Below are 13,754 nucleotides of genomic sequence, written 5' to 3'. Positions count from 1 at the left end.
AACAGGACCTATATGTACGTATACGACGAATACGATCAGCGCATCATCGAGGACCGCGTCAAGCAGTTCCGTGATCAGACCCGACGCTATCTGGCAGGCGAACTGAGCGAAGAAGAGTTCCGCCCTCTGCGCCTGCAAAATGGCCTTTACGTTCAGCGCTTTGCGCCGATGCTGCGGGTGGCCGTGCCCTACGGCCAGCTGACCTCGCGCCAGACGCGCATGATGGCCAGGATTGCCCGCGACTTCGACAAGGGCTACGCCCACATCAGCACGCGCCAGAACGTACAGTTCAACTGGCCGGCGCTGGAAGACGTGCCGGACATCCTCGCCGAGCTGGCCACCGTGCAGATGCACGCCATTCAGACCAGCGGCAACTGCCTGCGCAACGTCACCACCGACCAGTTTGCCGGTGTGGCCGCCGATGAGCTGATCGACCCGCGCCCCTGGTGCGAGATCGTGCGTCAGTGGACCACCTTCCACCCCGAATTCGCCTACCTGCCGCGCAAGTTCAAGATCGCCATCAACGGCTCGACCTCGGACCGCGCCGCCATCGAAGTGCACGATATCGGCCTGGAGCCGGTGCACAACGCCGCAGGCGAGTTGGGTTTCCGCGTACTGGTGGGTGGCGGCCTGGGCCGTACCCCTGTGGTCGGTGCCTTTATCAATGAGTTCCTGCCGTGGCAGGACCTGCTCAGCTACCTCGACGCGATCCTGCGGGTTTACAACCGCTACGGCCGCCGTGACAACAAGTACAAGGCCCGGATCAAGATCCTGGTCAAGGCGCTGACCCCTGAGGTGTTCGCGCAGAAAGTCGATGCCGAGATGGAACACCTGCGCGGCGGCCAGACCACCCTGACCGAAGCCGAAGTGCATCGCGTGGCCAGGCACTTCGTCGACCCGGATTACAAAACCCTGAGCAATCAGGACGCCGAGCTGGCGGCGCTCGATCAGCAGCACCCGGGTTTCGCCCGCTGGCGCACCCGCAATACCCTGGCGCACAAACAGCCGGGCTACGTGGCCGTGACCCTGTCGCTCAAACCCACCGGCGTTGCGCCTGGCGATATCACCGACAAGCAGCTGGACGCCGTCGCCGACCTGGCCGAACGCTACAGCTTCGGCCAACTGCGCACCTCCCACGAGCAGAACATCATTCTCGCGGACGTCGAACAGAGCCAGTTGTTCACCCTGTGGGGCGAGCTGCGCGAAGGCGGTTTCGCCACGCCGAACATCGGCCTGCTGACCGACATCATCTGCTGCCCGGGTGGCGACTTCTGCTCCCTGGTCAACGCCAAGTCAATCCCGATTGCCGAATCGATCCAGCGTCGTTTCGATGACCTGGACTATCTGTTCGACATCGGCGAGCTGGACCTGAACATCTCCGGCTGCATGAACGCCTGTGGTCACCACCACGTCGGCCATATCGGCATCCTGGGCGTGGACAAGAAAGGCGAAGAATTCTACCAAGTGTCACTGGGCGGCAGCGCCAGCCGCGATGCGAGCCTGGGCAAGATCCTCGGCCCGTCCTTCGCCCAGGAAGCCATGCCCGAGGTGATCGGCAAGCTGATCGATGTGTACGTCGAACAGCGCACCGAAGATGAGCGTTTCATCGACACCTATCAGCGCATCGGCATTGACCTGTTCAAGGAGCGCGTCTATGCAGCGAATCATTAAGAACAACGAAGTCCTCGACGAAACCTGGCACCTGCTGCCCAAGGACGCGAGCTTCGACGGCATCTCCAACTGCGATGACCTGATCGTGCCGCTGGCGCTGTGGCGCGAACACGGCCACGCCCTCAAGGCCCGCGACGGCGGCCTGGGTGTGTGGCTGGACGCCGACGAGGAAGCCGAAGAGATCGGCGCCGACGTGGAACACTTCCAGGTCATTGCCCTGAACTTCCCGGCCTTCACCGACGGACGCAACTACTCCAACGCGCGCCTGCTGCGTGACCGCTACGGTTACAAGGGCGAACTGCGCGCGATTGGCGACGTACTGCGCGACCAACTGTTCTACCTGCGCCGTTGCGGGTTCGACGCCTTCGCCCTGCGCGCCGACAAAGACCCGTACGAAGCGCTGGATAGCCTGAAGGACTTTTCGGTGACCTACCAGGCCGCGACCGACGAACCGCTGCCACTGTTTCGGCGACGCTGAGTTCACGGAACGCCGCAGGACCTAATGTGGGAGGGGGCTTGCTCCCGATAGCATAGTCTCAGTCAACATCTGCGTGACTGACCCACCGCTATCGGGAGCAAGCCCCCTCCCACATTGGCACCGTGCACATTCAGAACTGTTTTATCGACGCCAGCACCCGCTCCTGCCCCATCGAACACGGCACGCCTTCCGGCTGCGCCCGCACCGCCTCGATCACACCCAGCAACTGTGCCTTACTGTGCTCAAGCTGCGCCTGCATCACCTCGATCTGCGCTACCTTGCGTTCCAAACCCTCAATCAGTTCGTCTCGTTTGTACTCGCCTGGTGCGGGCATCAACGCCTTGAGTTCCTGCAAAGTAAATCCAGCCTGCTGCGCGCTTTGGATCAATTGCAGAGTCTGCAGCGCATCCGGCCCGTAGCGTCTGTACCCATTTGCTTGACGCCCCACCTGGCTGATCAGGCCTTGAGCCTCATAAAAACGGATGCGTGAAGCCGCCAGTCCGCTCTGTTTTGCCAGCTCACCAATGTTCATCAAAACGCCTGCTTGACATTAAAGTTAACTTTAAGCTTAGCCTGAGGCCTCCCCTGCTCAGGAGTCAACCCATGTCACCTTTCGACCCCTTGCAACTGCCTAACGGCCAAGTTATCGCGAACCGTATCGCCAAAGCTGCTATGGAAGAGAACATGGCCGATGCTCGGCAAGCACCTTCCCGCCAGCTGAAGCAACTGTACAAAGCCTGGGCCGATGGCGAGCCTGGCCTGCTGTTGACCGGCAACGTGATGATCGACCGCCATGCCATGACCGGTCCCGGCGGCGTCGCCCTGGAAGACGAGCAGCATTTGGACAGCTTTCGTGAATGGGCGGATGTGGCCCGCGCCAAAGGCACGCACTTCTGGGTACAGCTCAGCCACCCCGGTCGGCAGACCATGGCCAACCTTGGCCAGCAGGCTTTGGCACCTTCTGCCATCGCGCTGGACCTGGGCAGTTTTTCCAGGTTGTTTGCCAAGCCCAGGGCCATGACGCAAGAGGATATCCAGGACGTGATCAAACGCTTCGCCATCAGCGCACGCCTGGCCGAAAAAGCCGGCTTTACCGGGGTGCAGATCCACAGCGCCCACGGTTATCTGCTCAGCCAGTTTCTCTCGCCCTTGAGCAACCACCGTACCGACCGCTGGGGTGGATCGTTGGAGAACCGCGCGCGCCTGTTGCTGGAAGTGGTGCATGCGGTGCGCGCGGCGGTCAGTCCGTCATTCTGCGTGGCGGTCAAACTTAACTCGGCCGACTTCCAGCGTGGCGGGTTTGATGACGCCGATGCGCGTGCGGTGGTTGAGATGCTCAACCCCCTGCCCATCGACCTGCTCGAATTGTCCGGCGGCAGCTACGAAGCCCCGGCCATGCAAGGCGAGGCGCGCGACGGGCGCACCCTGGCGCGTGAGGCGTACTTCCTCGAATTTGCCAGGGAGCTGGCAATCATCGCGAAAATGCCGCTGATGGTCACCGGTGGGATTCGCCGTTTGCCGGTGGTGCAGCAAGTACTGGACAGCGGCATCGCCATGGCTGGCATCGCCACCGCCTTGACTCTGGAGCCGCAGTTGCTCAAGCACTGGCGCGAAGGCCGCGATCTAAACCCACAGCTACAGCCCATCAGTTGGAAACGCAAGCCTCTGGCCGCCCTCGCTACTCTCGCCGTAATGCGCGACCAGATGCGCCGCCTGAGCCTCGGCCGCCTACCCAATGCCAAGATGGCACCGTGGCTGGCATTGCTGCGCGATCAATGGTTTATCGCCCGGCGTGCTCGACAATACCGCGCAGCCATGAAGCAATCTTCACGTTAAAAACGGAGCATTCGCTGTGATCGAACTGTCCCCCTATTGATCAGAAATTTTTTACCTCACTGACGATTGGAGTTCTTCATGGCGAAAATCAACCTGGCCCAGCAATTGGCGACCACCCTTGAACAGGCGGGCATCAAGCGCATCTGGGGCCTGACCGGCGACAGCCTCAACGGCCTCACCGACGCCCTGCGCACCATGGACAGCATCGAGTGGATGCACGTGCGCCACGAAGAAGTCGCCGCGTTCGCCGCCGGAGCCGAAGCCGCCGCCACGGGTGAGCTGACGGTGTGCGCTGGCAGTTGCGGACCAGGCAACCTGCACTTGATCAACGGCCTGTTCGACTGCCATCGCAACCATGTGCCGGTGCTGGCAATCGCTGCGCAGATTCCGTCGTCGGAGATCGGCCTTAACTATTTTCAGGAAACCCATCCTCAGGAGCTGTTCAAGGAGTGCAGCCATTTTATCGAGCTGGTCAGCAATCCCGAACAGATGCCCCAGGTGCTGCACCGCGCCATGCGCTCGGCGATCCTCAACCGTGGCGTGGCGGTGGTGGTCATTCCGGGGGATGTGTCGCTGCTGGAGGTGGACGCCAAGCTCAAGCCGTGGCCTGCCCTGCATGCGCCGCGTAGCGTGCCGGCAGAGCCGGACCTGCAGCGTCTTACCGAGATTCTGCAGAGCAGCCAGAAAGTCACTCTGCTGTGCGGCAGCGGCTGCGCCGGCGCCCATGACCAGGTGGTGGCGCTGGCCGACGCCCTGGGCGCGCCGGTGGTGCATGCCCTGCGCGGCAAGGAGCATGTGGAGTGGGACAACCCGTTCGATGTGGGCATGACCGGGCTGATCGGCTTCAGCTCCGGCTACCACGCGATGCTCGACTGCGACACGCTGATCATGCTCGGCACCGACTTTCCGTACCGCCAGTTCTACCCGACCGATGCGAAAATCATCCAGGTCGACCGCGACCCGCAGGCACTGGGCCGTCGTGCCACGCTGGACCTGGGAATCGCCGCCGACGTTGGCGAGACCATCGCCGCGCTGCTGCCGCGCCTGACGCGCAAATCCGATCGCAGCTTCCTCGACACCTCCCTGAAGCATTACCAAAAAGCGCGCCAGGGCCTGGATGACCTCGCGCAGCCGTCCAAGGCCGGCCGGCCGATCCACCCGCAATACGTTGCGCGCCTGCTCAGCGAACTGGCCGACGACGATGCAATCTTCACCGCCGACGTCGGCTCACCCACCGTGTGGGCTGCGCGTTACCTGAAGATGAACGGCAAACGCCGCCTGATCGGCTCGTTCAACCACGGCTCCATGGCCAATGCCATGCCTCAGGCGATTGGCGCACAGGCGGCGTTCCCTGGCCGGCAGGTGATTTCGATGTCCGGCGACGGTGGTTTTGCCATGCTGATGGGGGATTTCATCTCGTTGGCGCAATTGAACCTGCCGGTGAAAGTCATCGTGTTCGATAACTCATCCCTGGGTTTTGTCGCCATGGAGATGAAAGCGGCCGGCTATCTGGACACGGGCACCGAGCTGAAAAATCCGGATTTCGCCGCCATGTCCAACGCCATGGGCATCCTCGGGATTCGCGTGGAGCAGTCCGAAGACCTGGAGCCGGCCCTGCGCCGCGCCCTGGCCCACGATGGCCCGGTGCTGGTGGACGTGGTCACCGCCACTCAGGAACTGGTGATGCCACCGACGATCAAGCTGGAACAGGCCAAGGGATTCAGCCTGTACATGCTCAAGGCAGTGATGAGTGGGCGTGGGGATGAGGTGATTGAACTGGCACGGACCAACTTGCTGCGCTGATCCTGAGCTCACTACATCGTCCAGGGTGGGAGCAGGCTTGCTCTCACCCCTGGATATCATTGGTCGCTCAACCGTTGTGTTTTTCTACCCACTGGCCAAAGGCATCGATAAATGCCTGCAGGAACGGCCGGGTTTTTTCCGACACTTTCCCCGACTCATCAAACACATTCCCGGCCCCACCAAGGTAGGCTTCCGGCTGCTGCATGCACCACACGTCCAGAAACACCAGGGACTGGCGCAGGTGGTGGTTGGCGCCAAAGCCGCCGATGGCGCCTGGCGACACGCTGATGATCGCGCCGGGCTTGGCGCTGAAGGCGCTTTTGCCATACGGGCGGGAGCCCACGTCAATCGCGTTTTTCAACGGAGCCGGCACCGAACGGTTGTATTCGGGCGTCACGAACAGCACCGCGTCGGATGAACCCACCTGACTGCGGAAAGTGCTGTAGGCTGCCGGCGGTGATGCACCGTCAATGTCCTCGTTGTAGAGCGGCAGATCGCCAATTTCGACAATGTTCAACCTGAGGTTGGCAGGGGCCAGTTCGGCCAGTGCCAGCGCGACTTTGCGGTTGATCGATTCTTTTCTCAAGCTGCCAACCAGGACGGCAATCGTGTAGACCTTGCTCATTGAGGTTTCCCGACGTCTGAATAAAGGAGCCTGTAGTTATAAAGTCTTCGCAGCGTGTTCACCAGAAGCTTTTTGAGATTCACGCCGGGTTTGCCTTTCGGTCTCCCGCGTAGGAAGCGTCTGAATTCGTCAGCGAATAGTATTTTTTTCCCATAGGTAAACTACCCGGCTTATTGACGGTCTACACCACCGCAAATCGAGTGTTTATCTCCAGAGGTTCTAAGCAGATGGCAGCAGTACTTGTCGGACAGTTTCATGCCAGAGACGCGGAAGGCCGCGTGTATTCCGTGCATGAGTTCCAGGAATCCAACCCGGCCCAAGGCGACCTGGCTGGCTCGGCGCCCACCACGACCTACAAGCTGGCCATTGGCGACCGTGTAGAGAAACTGGAAGGCGATGAATTCAGACTGATTCAATCGGGCACGGTTATCGTCCGCGAATCAAAGACCACCCTCGCGTCATAAGATCTCGCCTCATCTACCAGCTCAGTCCTGGCCATTGACGGCATTGACTGGGCCGGGGTCGATCAAGGACGACGGATCTCCGTCAGCTCTATGCCCTCCTCTCCCTTGATCTGCTTGAGCGTCACCATCAGGCTGCCCCGCTCCCCCTCGACAGCAAACAATGAACGCAGGTAACCCGGCGAATCGGCCACCGGATAAGCCTCGACCTGCCTGACCAGCCTGATCCCCAGAATCGCCCCTACCTGTTCGTCCACCTGCTCCTGGGCGCGGATATAGCGTTCCAGTACCAAATCTTCCGGGATGATTTCATCTTGATTGTGCAGGAGATAAGCAGCCGCACACCCCACGGTCACCAGGACCAGGAGTTGCTTGACCGTTACCCCGCGAAACAGCGAGGGCATGCGCATTGAGACCAGACCTGTTTTTGTTGTAAGTACCGGCGGGCCGGCAGTGGTCGTTGATGATCAGACGCGTCATTCTAGTGAGGTCGTGGCCCAACGCCATACGCATGGCCGACACCAACTGTCTTTTTTGCGCACAATGGCCTGCGCCATTGAATACCCGCGGCGCTGCACATAGACTCCGGCCATGCGTTTACGTCATATCGAAGTGATTCAAGCCATCCTGCAGACCGGGCACCTCGGCACGGCCGCCGAGTGGTTGCAACTCCCGGTGGGCGATGTACAAGCCTCGCTCAAGGATGCCGAGCAGCAACTGGGCTTCATGCTGTTTGCCAGCGTGCGCGGGCGCCTGCAGGCGACACGCGAGACCCTCGAATTACAGACGCACATTGCCCATCTTTATGAGGCGCTGGAGCCGGTGCAACGCCTGGCCAGCCGCTTGAAACATCACCACGCGCCCACCCTGCACGCCCTCTGCACCCCCCTGGCCAATCAGCTGCTGCCGCAAAGCATTGCCGCATTGCGCCGCCGTTTTCAGGACACGCCATGCAGCCTGTCGAGCCAGCCGACGCGAGAGATCGTCAGAAGCCTGTTGCTTCACGAAGCGCAGGTGGGGCTGAGCCTGCATGATCCGGAACATCCGCAGATCCAGAGTACCCAAGTAGCCCAAGGCAAACTGCAAGTACTCGCGCCTCGAGGCTGGCTCAAGCCACGGCAAAAGTACATCGCACTGCAGGACCTGGCCGGGCAGTCGCTGATCGGGCTTGAAGGGCACGACCCCTTGAGCCGTCTGCTGGACGCCAAACTGCAAGCCCTGCGCCCGCTGCCGGTGGTGCAGACGCGGGTGCAGACTTATCAGATGATGCGCAGCATGGTGGAGGCCGGCGAAGGCCTGGCGATTGTCGACCCGTTCACGGCAGCCGGCGCGCACGAGGCCGGGCTGGATGCCTGCCCATTGTCGCCGCCCATCCCGGTGGTCCTTTACGCATTGATGTCGAAGAACGTCGAACCCACGCCCGCGCTGAACGCGCTGCTGGAGATCGTTGCGCACAAGGCCGAGGCTCTGCTGGCGGGCACTTCGCCCCATACGCCTGTCGCGTAACAGGCTCTCCAGGCCCCAGCGCTGGATCGGCTCATGACTGCGCTTTCAGCACCGCCTCGGACTTGAATAACCGATACCAGAAAATCGCCACTTCGCGGGTTTGCGGGTCGATGCCGCGATAGCGCAGGTGGTCGATACCACCCATCACATAGCCACAGCGCTCATACAACCGGCACGCACCAAGGTTGTTGTTCTGGGTTTCGAGCATCATGCCCGGCAGGTTTTTCTTGCGGCTCCAGAACTGCGCCACATCCAGCAACGCCTTGGCTACGCCGTGACGCCGTGCCGGCAGGATTACCGCCAGTTCGTCGACGTGGGCAAACCCGTTCCAATTGGTGCTGACCACGATATGCCCCACCGGGCAATCATCCAGGTAGGCCATAAAGATCGCACTGTCGGGCGCATCGCGAAAACTGGCAAACTCCTCGGGGTCGATGCCATAACACTTGCGATACGGCAGGATGCGCTCCACCTGCCATTGATCAACGCGCTTGCCCATCTCCGGCACGCCATAGGCACTGACCTCAAAGCTGAAATCGTTGCCCCACACATAGGCATCAAAGCCTGCATCGGCGACCCGCACACTGAGCCCTGGATACTTCGGGTTCATGACAGCTTGCATAACGTTCCTCAACCCTTGATGCAATCTACGGTGTAACAACGACCACTGCCGTCATCCTCATGTTGTAACCCATGCAGATCGGCATCCATCGACACCGCCTCCACTTCGCAGCGCGCAGCGTTTGGCCAGGGCGCGGCGAAAGACGAACACTTCCTGCCACAAGGGTAGAAGCCGGAAGCGGATGTGGCGAATGAAGATTTCACGGTTCAAGGCGATCAACTGTAGGAGAAGGCATGCTCCCTACCACACGTTTGATCGCATTTGAATTCGAGTCATTGTTGAGTCAGTTGGGTCCACAACGCCGGCGCACCCGCCGATTTGGCAATCGCTTCCAGCCGCGCCACATGCTCGGCCAAATCCTGCTCACTGGCGCGGATGATCGGCGTGGGTGTGCGATCGGCCGGCAGGCGGCGGATTTCCGAAGGACGGTTGCCCGAGCCTTCCGCCGAGCCGCTGCCGTCGGACGCGTTACCGGTCAGGGAGAGGCTGGTCTGCCCGCCGGTCATGGTCAGGTAGACGTCGGCGAGAATCTCGGAGTCGAGCAAGGCGCCGTGCAGTTCACGGTTGGAGTTGTCGACGCCATAACGCTTGCACAATGCATCGAGGCTGTTGCGCTGGCCGGGGTGACGCTCACGGGCCATCATCAGGGTATCGAGGATCGAACAGTGCCGGGAAATATCCGCACGGTCCGTCTGCCCCATCAGGGCGAACTCGTTGTTGATAAAGCCGATGTCGAACGCCGCGTTGTGGATGATCAACTGCGCGCCGTTGATGAACTCGAAGAACTCGTCGGCCACCTCGGCGAAACGCGGCTTGCCTTTGAGGAATTCGTCGGTAATGCCGTGAACGCCAATCGCGCCTTCGTCACTTTCCCGGTCCGGTTGCAGGTACACGTGGAAGTGCCGCCCGGTGAGGCGACGACCCATCAGTTCGACACAGCCGATTTCGATGATCCGGTGGCCGTCGGTCACCGGCATGCCGGTGGTTTCGGTATCGAGTACAACAGATCGGATGGCCATCAGGGTTCAGCTCTCAACGGTATGGTGGAGTGTGTAGAAGGCGCGATGTTAACACGGCAGCCGGCCTCAGCTCTGCTTGTAGCCGCGCACCTCATCCACGCCACGGTTGGCCAGTTGGTCGGCACGCTCGTTGCCTGGATGGCCGATATGCCCGCGCACCCATTTCCAGGTGATGTTGTGGCGATTGCATTGCTCGTCGAGCAGTTGCCACAGGTCGGCGTTCTTGACCGGCTCCTTGGCCGCCGTCTTCCAGCCGCGCTTCTTCCAGTTGACCATCCACTCGTTGATGCCCTTCATCACGTATTGCGAGTCGGTCACCAGCAGCACGTCGCAGCGCCGCTTGAGTTCTTCGAGGCCGCGAATCGCGCCCATCAGCTCCATGCGGTTGTTGGTGGTGTTGGCTTCGCCGCCCCACAGCTCCTTCTCCACGCCCTTGCACACCAGCAATGCGCCCCAGCCGCCGGGGCCAGGGTTGCCCTTGCAGGCGCCATCGGTGAAAAGTTCTACGGTATCGGTCATCGTTTGCTCGGTCTTGAATCAAAAAGAGGAGTTCAGGGTTCGCTTTGCTTGCGATTGACCTTGGCCATCGGCATCGGCACCAGCTTGCCCATGGGCTGGCGGGCCACCTGACGCACCGGGCGCAGGCCGACCACGATCTTGCGCGCTACCAATAGATAGAAGCCGCCACCGGCCAATTGCCAGGTACCCGCGCGACGTTCCCAGCCGGCCAGACGGCCCTGCCACCGGGTCGAGGCAAGCGGCGGACGATAGCACCCGAAGCGGCGTTTCTCCAGCGCGAAGCCCAGCAGGTTGAGCCAGTCACCCACCCGAGAAGGCGCGATGCAGCGAGCCTGGCGCAGGCCGTCCTGGGCGAACACATGGCGCAGGCCCCAGGTGCTCCAGGGGTTGATACCGATAATCAGCAAATGGCCACCGGGGCGCACGCTGCTCGCCGCTTCGCGCAGCAGGCCGTGGGGCGACAGGCAGAAATCCAGGCCATGCTGCAGCACCACCACATCGGCGGCATGCTCGCTCAACGGCCAGGCCTGTTCCTCGCAGACAATCTCCACACCGGGCAATGGGGCCCCCAGGCGCACATTGCGCTGCACCTGCGGCGCGGCGGGCGGGGTCTGGGCCGATGGGCCGTAATGCACCAGGTAGCCACCAAAGAACCGGCCCAGCTCGTCTTCGAGCATGCGCCGCTCCTGCTCCAGCAAAAATTGCCCGATGGGCCCGGACAGCCATTCGCGGGCTGCGCCGATCAGCGCGAGCCACTCAGGATCGGCCTGGGCGAACGCTTTATCAGTCATTGCATTCTCCTACTCGCCTGGACGTTCTAAGATGCACCAATGTGTTCAGCTTGGCGAATCGAAGAATGATACAGATCAGTGCCCTGCCCGCCTTCACCGATAACTACATCTGGTTGTTACAGGACCCGCACACCCGCCGCTGCGCCGCTGTCGACCCCGGCGATGCCGCGCCGGTGCTGGCCTGGCTTCGGCAGAACCCGGAGTGGACCCTCAGCGACATCCTCGTTACCCACCATCACCACGATCATGTGGGCGGTGTTGCACAGCTCAAGGACGTGACCGGCGCCAGGGTCTACGGCCCGGTCAGCGAGAACATCCCGGCGCGGGACGTGGCCCTGCACGATAACGACCGCATCAGCGTGCTGGGCTGGGACTTTGACGTCTACAGCGTGCCCGGCCACACCCTCGGCCATATCGCGTTTTATCACCTGGGCGTGCTGCTGTGCGGCGACACTCTGTTCGCCGCCGGTTGTGGCCGCCTGTTTGAGGGCACGCCGCAGCAGATGTACGCCTCGTTGCTGCGTCTGGCCGACCTGCCCGACGACACGCAGGTGTATTGCACCCACGAATACACACAAAGCAACCTGAAATTTGCCCAAGCGGTGGAACCGCACAACGCCGATATCGCCGAACGGGTGGAAAACGTCCGCCAATTGCGGGCTCGCGGCGAGATGACGCTGCCCTCGAACCTGGCTCTGGAAAAGCGCACCAACCCCTTTCTACGAACCTCTGAAACATCCGTTAAACAAAAAGCGGACGAACGGGATGGTCGCGACAACCGGGCTGGGGCCGAGGTGTTTGCCAGCTTGAGGGCATGGAAAGATACGTTCTAAGCCTACGTATTCTGATACGTAATTTCTGAATGGTTGACCGGAACCAAAGCGCTTTCTAGAATCGCCCGACATTTTTGCCCGGAACTTACTTCCAGCCAATGTCGTCATCTATTCGTAAATCCATCTCTTCAGACGCATTGACCCGCCTGGCTCAAGCCGTGGCGGTGGCCGTTTCCGCAACTCTGGCGGGCTGCCAATCCACACAATATGCTGCACAAACCACCGTGCAACCCAAACCGAATCTTGCTGCCAAGATCAAGCAAAAACCCATCTGGCTTTCAGAGAAGCCCAGCCCCGAAGTGCCCCAGGATGTCTGGGAACGCATGCGTCGGGGCTTTCAATTACAGGACAGCGCAGGCGTCAACCCGCGTATCGAGCAACAGCGCCTGTGGTTCGCCAGTAACCCATCCTTTCTGGAAAACGCCGGCGAACGCGGCAGCCTCTACATTCACTACATCGTCGAACGCCTCGAAGAACGCAACATGCCGCTGGAACTGGCGCTGCTGCCAGTGATTGAAAGCGCCTACAACCCGATGGCCTATTCGCGCAGCGATGCGGTCGGCCTGTGGCAATTCATTCCTTCCACCGGGCGTTACTTCAATCTGCGCCAGACCCGCGCTTACGATGGCCGCCGTGATATCACCGCATCCACCACCGCCGCCCTGGATTACCTGACGCGCCTGCATGACATGTTCAACGGCGACTGGCTGCTGGCTCTCGCGGCCTACAACGCCGGTGAAGGCACGGTAAGCCGCGCCATCGAGCGTAACGAAAAGCTCGGCCTGCCCACTGACTACTGGAACCTGCCCCTGCCTCAGGAAACCCGCGACTACGTGCCCAAGTTCCTGGCGCTGTCCCAGGTGGTGCTGGCGCCTGAGGCCTATGGCGTCAATCTGAACCCGATTGCCAACACGCCGTACTTCGAAGTGGTTGAAGTCAAACAGAGCATGGACCTTTCACGGGTCGCCGCGCTGGCGGAAATCGACGAAGACGAACTGTTCCAGCTCAACCCGGCCCTCAAGCAGCGCACCACCCTCGACGGCCCCCAGCATCTGCTCGTACCCAGCTCCAAGGCGCACTTGCTGACCAGCACGCTGTCGATGATGAAGCCCGAAGAGTTGCTGGCCATGCGCCCGAAAAAGCAGGTGTTCGACGAAGTCGAGACCGCACGCGTGGCCGGGCGTACCCGCAACTACAAGGTGCGCAGCGGCGACAACCTCACGCTGATCGCCAAGGCCAACAAGGTCGACGTGCATGACCTGCAGCGCTGGAACAAGCTCAATGGCCAGGCGCTCAAGGTTGGCCAGACCCTGGTGATGCAGGACACCCGCCGCGCCGTGGCCAGCGCCAAAAAACCGGTGCAGTACAAGGTCAAGAAAGGCGACTCGCTGTATATCGTCGCCAAGCGCTTCAACGTCGAGATGCAACATCTCAAGCGCTGGAACCCGCGCACGGGTCAGGCGCTGAAGCCGGGTCAAATGCTGGTGGTTTCGGCACCGCGCTGAATCCTCGGCAACACTGAAAATCCAATGTGGGAGGGGACTTGCTCCCGATAGCAGTGATTCAGCCAGCGCATGTACTGGCTGACAC

At 61.2% G+C, this 13,754-nt stretch carries 15 protein-coding genes; 8 read left to right on the top strand and 7 right to left on the bottom strand.

All coding sequences use genetic code 11. From position 1 onward, the window contains the following. Positions 1-12 precede the first annotated feature (12 nt). Complete coding sequence (locus VRB54_RS09875; RefSeq protein ID WP_338480611.1) at positions 13-1,671, top strand: nitrite/sulfite reductase; 1,659 nt, start codon at positions 13-15, stop codon at positions 1,669-1,671. Beyond that, a complete protein-coding gene (locus VRB54_RS09870; RefSeq protein WP_338480610.1) occupies positions 1,655-2,149 on the top strand; it encodes a DUF934 domain-containing protein in 495 nt (164 codons plus the stop codon). The genes VRB54_RS09875 and VRB54_RS09870 overlap by 17 nt, the downstream gene beginning before the upstream one ends. 130 nt (positions 2,150-2,279) lie before the next feature. Here VRB54_RS09870 and VRB54_RS09865 read toward each other — a convergent pair whose 3' ends face one another. Continuing rightward, positions 2,280-2,681, bottom strand: a complete 402-nt coding sequence (locus VRB54_RS09865; RefSeq protein WP_338480609.1) for a MerR family transcriptional regulator — start codon at positions 2,679-2,681, stop codon at positions 2,280-2,282. 71 nt (positions 2,682-2,752) lie between these two features. Here VRB54_RS09865 and VRB54_RS09860 point away from each other — a divergent pair, with 71 nt between their 5' ends. Next, positions 2,753-3,985, top strand: a complete 1,233-nt coding sequence (locus VRB54_RS09860) for an NADH:flavin oxidoreductase/NADH oxidase family protein (RefSeq protein WP_338480608.1) — start codon at positions 2,753-2,755, stop codon at positions 3,983-3,985. Positions 3,986-4,063: 78 nt separating this feature from the next. Further along, entirely contained in the window at positions 4,064-5,788 is a 1,725-nt protein-coding gene (gene poxB, locus VRB54_RS09855) for a ubiquinone-dependent pyruvate dehydrogenase (RefSeq protein ID WP_338480607.1), read from the top strand. A gap of 67 nt (positions 5,789-5,855) precedes the next feature. Here the strand turns inward: poxB and VRB54_RS09850 are convergent, their stop codons facing one another. After that, positions 5,856-6,413 (bottom strand): NADPH-dependent FMN reductase, encoded by a 558-nt coding sequence (locus tag VRB54_RS09850; RefSeq protein WP_057009431.1) that lies wholly within the window; start codon positions 6,411-6,413, stop codon positions 5,856-5,858. A gap of 227 nt (positions 6,414-6,640) precedes the next feature. Between VRB54_RS09850 and VRB54_RS09845 the strand changes: the two genes are divergently transcribed. Continuing rightward, the gene (locus VRB54_RS09845; RefSeq protein WP_057009432.1) at positions 6,641-6,877 is read left to right on the top strand and encodes a hypothetical protein; all 237 of its coding nucleotides are present in this window, start codon (positions 6,641-6,643) and stop codon (positions 6,875-6,877) included. 62 nt (positions 6,878-6,939) lie between these two features. On the opposite strand, the gene VRB54_RS09840 is transcribed toward VRB54_RS09845, so the two are convergent. Further along, positions 6,940-7,284 carry a hypothetical protein gene (locus VRB54_RS09840; protein WP_338480606.1) on the bottom strand — a complete coding sequence of 115 codons (345 nt, stop codon included), beginning with the start codon at positions 7,282-7,284 and terminating at the stop codon, positions 6,940-6,942. Positions 7,285-7,465: 181 nt separating this feature from the next. Here VRB54_RS09840 and VRB54_RS09835 point away from each other — a divergent pair, with 181 nt between their 5' ends. Next, on the top strand, positions 7,466-8,380 hold the full coding sequence (locus VRB54_RS09835) for a LysR substrate-binding domain-containing protein (protein ID WP_338480605.1): 915 nt from the start codon (positions 7,466-7,468) through the stop codon (positions 8,378-8,380). Between the two features lie 31 nt (positions 8,381-8,411). Here VRB54_RS09835 and VRB54_RS09830 read toward each other — a convergent pair whose 3' ends face one another. The 4 genes from VRB54_RS09830 to VRB54_RS09815 all read right to left on the bottom strand — a co-directional run bounded on the left by VRB54_RS09830 (position 8,412) and on the right by VRB54_RS09815 (position 11,331). Beyond that, the gene (locus VRB54_RS09830) at positions 8,412-8,990 is read right to left on the bottom strand and encodes a GNAT family N-acetyltransferase (RefSeq protein WP_057009524.1); all 579 of its coding nucleotides are present in this window, start codon (positions 8,988-8,990) and stop codon (positions 8,412-8,414) included. Positions 8,991-9,274: 284 nt separating this feature from the next. Next, positions 9,275-10,015, bottom strand: a complete 741-nt coding sequence (gene dnaQ, locus VRB54_RS09825; RefSeq protein WP_338481081.1) for a DNA polymerase III subunit epsilon — start codon at positions 10,013-10,015, stop codon at positions 9,275-9,277. A gap of 72 nt (positions 10,016-10,087) precedes the next feature. Next, positions 10,088-10,540 carry a ribonuclease HI gene (gene rnhA / locus VRB54_RS09820; protein WP_003207474.1) on the bottom strand — a complete coding sequence of 151 codons (453 nt, stop codon included), beginning with the start codon at positions 10,538-10,540 and terminating at the stop codon, positions 10,088-10,090. Positions 10,541-10,572: 32 nt separating this feature from the next. Beyond that, entirely contained in the window at positions 10,573-11,331 is a 759-nt protein-coding gene (locus tag VRB54_RS09815) for a class I SAM-dependent methyltransferase (RefSeq protein WP_338480604.1), read from the bottom strand. Between the two features lie 65 nt (positions 11,332-11,396). On the opposite strand from VRB54_RS09815, the gene gloB reads away from it, so the two are divergent. Next, positions 11,397-12,164 (top strand): hydroxyacylglutathione hydrolase, encoded by a 768-nt coding sequence (gene gloB / locus VRB54_RS09810; RefSeq protein ID WP_338480603.1) that lies wholly within the window; start codon positions 11,397-11,399, stop codon positions 12,162-12,164. A 98-nt stretch (positions 12,165-12,262) separates the two neighbouring features. Further along, complete coding sequence (locus VRB54_RS09805) at positions 12,263-13,669, top strand: transglycosylase SLT domain-containing protein (RefSeq protein ID WP_338480602.1); 1,407 nt, start codon at positions 12,263-12,265, stop codon at positions 13,667-13,669. The last annotated feature ends 85 nt before the right edge of the window (positions 13,670-13,754 follow it).

The organism is Pseudomonas trivialis (assembly GCF_036864995.1).
Classification (GTDB): domain Bacteria; phylum Pseudomonadota; class Gammaproteobacteria; order Pseudomonadales; family Pseudomonadaceae; genus Aquipseudomonas; species Aquipseudomonas trivialis.
This window is presented reverse-complemented; position numbering and strand designations above follow the sequence as displayed.